At 71.2% G+C, this 5,770-nt stretch carries 7 protein-coding genes; 4 read left to right on the top strand and 3 right to left on the bottom strand.

Going from position 1 to position 5,770, the window contains the following annotated elements:
* Together PV363_RS15165 and PV363_RS15160 are read left to right on the top strand one after the other, a co-directional pair.
* A partial coding sequence (locus PV363_RS15165; protein WP_301022757.1) for an amino acid permease occupies positions 1–1,362 on the top strand: 1,362 nt, incomplete at its 5' end.
* A 13-nt stretch (positions 1,363–1,375) separates the two neighbouring features.
* Complete coding sequence (locus PV363_RS15160; RefSeq protein ID WP_220343794.1) at positions 1,376–1,588, top strand: hypothetical protein; 213 nt, start codon at positions 1,376–1,378, stop codon at positions 1,586–1,588.
* Positions 1,589–1,612: 24 nt separating this feature from the next.
* Here the strand turns inward: PV363_RS15160 and PV363_RS15155 are convergent, their stop codons facing one another.
* Complete coding sequence (locus PV363_RS15155; protein ID WP_220343795.1) at positions 1,613–2,143, bottom strand: DUF1269 domain-containing protein; 531 nt, start codon at positions 2,141–2,143, stop codon at positions 1,613–1,615.
* 86 nt (positions 2,144–2,229) lie between these two features.
* Between PV363_RS15155 and PV363_RS15150 the strand changes: the two genes are divergently transcribed.
* Positions 2,230–4,221, top strand: coding sequence for a thioredoxin domain-containing protein (locus PV363_RS15150; protein ID WP_301022756.1), 1,992 nt, complete (start codon positions 2,230–2,232; stop codon positions 4,219–4,221).
* A gap of 13 nt (positions 4,222–4,234) precedes the next feature.
* On the opposite strand, the gene PV363_RS15145 is transcribed toward PV363_RS15150, so the two are convergent.
* Together PV363_RS15145 and PV363_RS15140 are read right to left on the bottom strand one after the other, a co-directional pair.
* Positions 4,235–4,789 (bottom strand): Uma2 family endonuclease, encoded by a 555-nt coding sequence (locus PV363_RS15145; protein WP_220343797.1) that lies wholly within the window; start codon positions 4,787–4,789, stop codon positions 4,235–4,237.
* 17 nt (positions 4,790–4,806) lie between these two features.
* On the bottom strand, positions 4,807–5,505 hold the full coding sequence (locus tag PV363_RS15140) for a hemolysin III family protein (RefSeq protein ID WP_220343798.1): 699 nt from the start codon (positions 5,503–5,505) through the stop codon (positions 4,807–4,809).
* 64 nt (positions 5,506–5,569) lie between these two features.
* Here PV363_RS15140 and PV363_RS15135 point away from each other — a divergent pair.
* Positions 5,570–5,770, top strand: a 201-nt coding sequence (locus PV363_RS15135) for an undecaprenyl diphosphate synthase family protein (protein WP_301022755.1), incomplete at its 3' end; no start/stop codon positions are given.

Here is a 5,770-nt window from a genome sequence, read left to right as displayed (position 1 = left end):
ATCGGCACCGGGATTTTCACCCTCACCGGGCTCCAGGCCAAGGAGAACGCCGGACCCGCCGTGATGGTGTCGTTCCTGGTCGCCGGCTTCGTGAGCCTGCTCGCCGCCCTCTGCTACGCCGAGCTCGCGGCAGCGGTGCCGACGGCGGGCAGCTCCTACACCTACGCCTACACGACCATCGGGGAGATCTTCGCCTGGGTGATCGCCTGGGACCTCGTCCTCGAGTTCGCACTCGGCGCGGCGGTGGTGGCACGCGGCTGGTCGGGCTACCTCGCCGGCGTGTTCAACCTGCCGGACCGGTGGTTCGCCGAGGAGGGATCGGTCGTCAACGTCGGAGCGATCGGCATCGTCCTCGTGCTCGGCTGGGTGGCGATCCGCGGGATCCGCGAGTCCAAGTGGCTCACGAACGGACTCGTGGTGATCAAGGTGTCGATCTGCGTCTTCGTGATCGCGGTCGGAGCGTTCCACATCCGGCCCGAGAACCTGGTGCCCTTCGTCCCGCCGGCCGAGCCAAGCTCCGACGGGACGGCAGAGGGGATCCGCGCACCGCTCTGGCAGTTCATCTCCGGCGTCGAGCCGACGCAGTTCGGCATCGCCGGCGTGCTCGTGGCTGCCGCCGTGGTCTTCTTCGCCTACTCCGGGTTCGAGGCGGTGGCCAACCTCGGCGAGGAGACGCGCAAGCCTGCCCGCGACATGCCGCTCGGTCTGCTGGGGACGATCGGGATCTGCACCGTCCTCTACGTCGGCGTGTGCCTGGTGGTCACCGGGCTGGTCGACTACCGCGACCTCAGCGAGAGCGACGCGGTCGCCGACGTGTTCGACCAGGTCGGCCTGGAGTGGGCGGGTCTGCTCATCGGGATCGCCGCCGTCGCCGGTCTCACCTCGGTGATCCTCGTCGACCTCGTGGCCATGGGGCGCATCGGGTTCGCGCTCGCCCGCGACGGACTGCTGCCACCGGTCGTCGGGCGTGTGCACCCACGGTGGGGCACCCCGGTGCTGATGACCGGGGTCACGGTGGGCGCGGTGGCGCTCCTCGCCGGCCTCGTACCCATCTCGGTGCTGGCGGAGATGGTCAGCATCGGGACGCTCTTCGCGTTCGTGGTCGTCTCGATCGCGGTGGTGGTCCTGCGTCGTACCAGTCCGGACATGCCACGTCCGTTCCGTACGCCGCTGGTTCCCCTCGTGCCGGTCGTCGCGGTCGTCTGCTGCCTCGGGCTGATGGCGAGCCTCGCCGTGGAGACCTGGCTGCGGTTCCTCGTCTGGCTGCTGCTGGGCTTCGTGGTCTACTTCGGGTACGGCCACCGCCACGCGCGCCTGGCGCACCAGCACGGACGCGAGGACGTCAGGGACGCGCGGCCCTGAGAGGAGCTCAGCGATGCCGCCCCAGGACTCGCCCGTCCCGACCGAGTACCCCGAGGAGATCGGCCGTACGGCTCGACGCCAGCTGGCGTCGAGCGGCTACACCACGTACGACCAGCTGACGACGGTCTCACGCAAGGACCTGCTCGCGATCCACGGCGTCGGGCCGAAGGCCGTGCGCATCCTCGGCGAGGAGCTCGCCTCGCGGGGCCAGTCGTTCGACGGGTGACCGACGCGACGAGAGGCCGCTCCGTCAGGCCTTGCTGGCCTCGTCGATCTCGGCCTCGATCGCCTTCTCGTCCGCGCGCAGCTCCTTCTTCATCGTCTTGGCGGCCTTCTTGACCACGCGCTCGACGTGCGCCTCCATGTCGGTGGCCGCGACCACGACGAGCCCGCTCTGGCCGTCGTCGAGGAGCTCGCCGAGGTCCTTGAGGTCACCGCGGCTCATGCCTCGCGAGACGTGGCCCGCGAGCGCGCCCACGCCCGCCCCTGCCGCGCCGCCGGCGAGGAGGCTGCCGGCGAGCGCGACCGCCGGGAAGAGCGCCACCAGCGCGCCGCCGACCAGACCGATCCCGAGCCCGCCCCACGCTCCGCGGCGCGTCGGCTGCTCGTGCTTCTTGACGATCTTGACCGTGCCGTCGTCGTGCTTGGAGATGACGGCGGCGTCGTAGGTGTCGATCAGACCACTCTCCCGATAGACCTCCTTGACCGCCTCGTAGTCGGCGACCGCGTCGTCCTCGCTGTCGTAGCTCGCGGCGAGAACCATCATCGTGTCGAGTGCCATCGTCGGGTCTCCTTCGGTGGTGCTGGATGTCCCACGCTACGGAGCATCGGCGGCCGCGCATCCTGGATCGTGCCTAGGCTGAGGGCATGGCGAACCTACTGAGCCGAGCCACCAGCCCGTACCTCCTGCAGCACGCCGAGAACCCGGTCGACTGGCACGAGTGGGGTGACGAGGCGCTCGCGCTCGCGGCCGAGCGCGACGTGCCCGTGCTGCTCAGCGTCGGCTACGCCGCGTGCCACTGGTGCCACGTGATGGCCCACGAGTCGTTCGAGGACGAGGCGACCGCGGCCTATCTCAACGAGCACTTCGTGCCGGTCAAGGTCGACCGCGAGGAGCGCCCCGACGTCGACGCGGTCTACATGCGGGCCACGACGGCGATGACCGGTCAGGGCGGATGGCCCATGAGCGTCTTCACCCTTCCCGACGGCCGGACCTTTTATGCGGGAACGTACTTCCCGCCCCGGCCGGTCCAGGGAATGCCGTCCTTCCGGCAGGTGCTCGAGGCTGTCGTCGACGTCTGGGAGGAGCGCCGCGGCGACGTCGACCGGATCAGTGCGCAGGTCGTCTCCCACCTCGGCGCGCTCGAGGCAGGGGACGGTCCCGCGCTCGACGCGGACGCCCTCGACCAGGCGGTCCGCGGCCTCGCCGGGCAGTACGACGCCGCCCGCGGCGGGTTCGGCGGCGCGCCGAAGTTCCCCCCGTCGATGTGCCTGGAGTTCCTCCTGCGGGCTGCGGCACGGACCGGGTCGGCGGACGCCCTCGCGATGGCCGAGCACACCTGTGACGCGATGGCACGCGGCGGCATGTACGACCAGCTCGGCGGGGGCTTCGCGCGCTACAGCGTCGACGCAGGGTGGGTCGTCCCGCACTTCGAGAAGATGCTGTACGACAACGCGCTCCTGCTGCGCGTCTATCTGCACCTGTGGCGCCAGACCGGTTCGCCGCTGGCCCTGCGGGTGGTCCGGGAGACCGCCGACTTCCTCCTGACCGACCTCGCGACGGCCGAGGGCGGGTTCGCCTCCGCCCTCGACGCCGACACCGAGGGCGTCGAGGGGGCGACCTACGTCTGGACCCCGGAGCAGCTCGTCGAGGTGCTCGGTGACGACGACGGCGCCTGGGCCGCCCGGCTGCTGTCGGTCACGACCGGTGGCACGTTCGAGGACGGTGCCTCCACGCTGCAGCTGCGGGAGGACCCCGACGACCCGGCTCGCTGGGCGTCGGTCCGTGAGCGTCTCGTCACCGCCCGGGCGACCCGGCCCGCGCCCGCCCGCGACGACAAGGTCGTCGCGGCGTGGAACGGTCTCGCCGTGACTGCGCTGGCCGAGGCCGGTGTGCTTCTCGAGGAGCCGGACTACTGCGACGCCGCTGTCGTGGCGGCCACGCTGCTCGCCACGGTGCACACCGATGCTGCCGACAGGTTGCTGCGGACCTCGCGCGACGGGGTGCCGTCGACCAACGCCGGCGTGCTCGACGACTACGGCTGCGTGGCGGAGGCCTACCTCGCGGTCCTGGGTATCACCGGCGACGCCGTCTGGCTGGAGCGGGCCACCGGCCTCCTCGACACGGTGCTGGACCACTTCCGGGTCCCCGGGGATGCCGGCGTGACCGGGTTCTACGACACCGCCGACGACGCGCAGCGGCTGGTCGTACGCCCTCGCGACCTCGCGGACAACGCCGCGCCGTCAGGGACGTCGTCGGCGGCGGCGGCGTTCGTGGCGGCTGCCGCCGTCACGGGGGAGGACCGCTACCGCAGCGGCGCCGAGGACGCGGTGCGGTCGGCGTCCGCCCTCGCCACCGGGTCGCCGCGGTTCGCCGGCTGGACGCTGGCGGCCGCGGAGGCGCTGTTGGCCGGCCCGCTGGAGATCGCCGTCGTGGGCGAGGGCGAGGCGGCGGCGCGGCTCCACCGCGCCGCTCTCTCGCTCCCGTCACCGGGAGCCGTGGTGGTGGCGGGTCCGGTCGGTACGCCGGTGCCGCTGTTCGCCTACAAGGACCTCGTCGACGGAACGCCGGCGGCCTACGTGTGCCGGGGCTTCGCGTGCGAGCGGCCCGTGACCGATCCGTCCCAGCTGCGCGGTTGACTCCTCCGGGTGCTCAGCCGAGGAGGTCCGACGGCGACAGCGTCACGGGGAACGGGCGCTCGAAGGTCGCCGACTCGTCGCCCACGATCCGCTTCATCTCGCCGAACTCGCCGCCCTCGAGCTCCCACCAGGTCAGCGACCGCTCGTACGGGTCGGGGTCGACCACCCAGTACGAGCCGGCGCCGGCGAACTCGTAGCGCGACCGCTTGAGCAGCAGGTCGATGCTGCGCGTGCTCGGCGAGATCACCTCCACGGCGAGCACCGGGGGCGCGGAGAGGACCCTGCCCTCGACGTCCGCGCGGCGTGCCACGACCACGTCGGGCCGGACCACCGAGTCCTCGGCGAGGACGACGTCGAGGGGCGAGACGAAGACCTTCATCTCCGGCGGGCACGACGCCCGCATCAGGACGGTCAGCTCCAGCACGGCTTCTTGGTGCTCCGGAGAGGGCGCGGGAGTGATGATCAGTGAGCCGTCGATGAGCTCGTAGCGGCGACCGTCGTCGGGGAGCGTGTCCAGGTCGGCACGCGTCAGCGGCCTCCCCGGTGGAAGGCCGATGGGGTGCGTCATGACGCCAGCCTAGGCGCCTACACCGAGTAGGCGGCCAGCGAGACACCGATGTAGTGCACGACGAAGGCCGCGATCGTCAGGCTGTGGAACACCTCGTGGAACCCGAACCAGCGCGGATACGGGTCGGGATAGCGCAACCCGTACACGAGCGCGCCCAGCGAGTAGAGCGCCCCGCCGACGATGATCAGCACCAGCACGGCCGTCGAGGAGGCTGCGGCGAAGTCCTCGAGCCAGAAGAGCGCGGCCCATCCGAGCAGCACGTAGATCGGGGTGTAGAGCCACCGTGGCGCGTGGACCCACAGGACCCGGAACAGCACCCCGCCGATGGCACCCGTCCACACCAGGGTCAGGAGCAGGGCCGCCTCGCGGGGCTCGAGAAGGATGAGGGCGAACGGCGTGTAGGAGCCCGCGATGAGCAGGAAGATGTTGGCGTGGTCGAGGCGCTTGAGCAGCACCTCGGCACGAGGGCCCCAGCGCCCGAGGTGGTAGACGGCACTGACGCCGAACAGCAGCAGCGCGCTCGCCATGTAGACGGCCACGCCGGTCTTGGGCCTGGCTCCGGGGGCGAGGACCAGCAGCACCACGAAGGCGACGAGCGCGAGGGGCCAGGTGGCGGCGTGCAGCCAGCCGCGCAGTCTAGGCTTGATCTCGTCGACGGCATCGCGAAGACGATCGCCGACGTCGATTGCCCCGGGATGTCTCTCGTGCTCAGTCACGAGTCGACCCTAGCCAACGCACCTACGCCAGCGTAGGTAACACTCCTCACGGGAGGACGAACCGGTGTCGGTCCGCGACCTGCTCTACACGGCGTACGAGCGCCGGCTCCTCGGCAGGCTGCGCCCCGACCAGGTCCCGGCGCACGTGGGCGTGATCGTCGACGGCAACCGCCGTTGGGCCAGGGGCGCCGGTGGTGACGTCTCGAGCGGCTACCAGGCCGGTGCGGACAAGATCGTCGACTTCCTCGGCTGGTGCGACGACCTC

Origin of the sequence: Mumia sp. (assembly GCF_028803055.1) — a bacterium.
Classification (GTDB): Bacteria; Actinomycetota; Actinomycetes; order Propionibacteriales; family Nocardioidaceae; genus Mumia.
The sequence above is the reverse complement of the archived record's forward strand: the minus strand, read 5'-3'. Positions and strand labels throughout refer to the sequence as shown.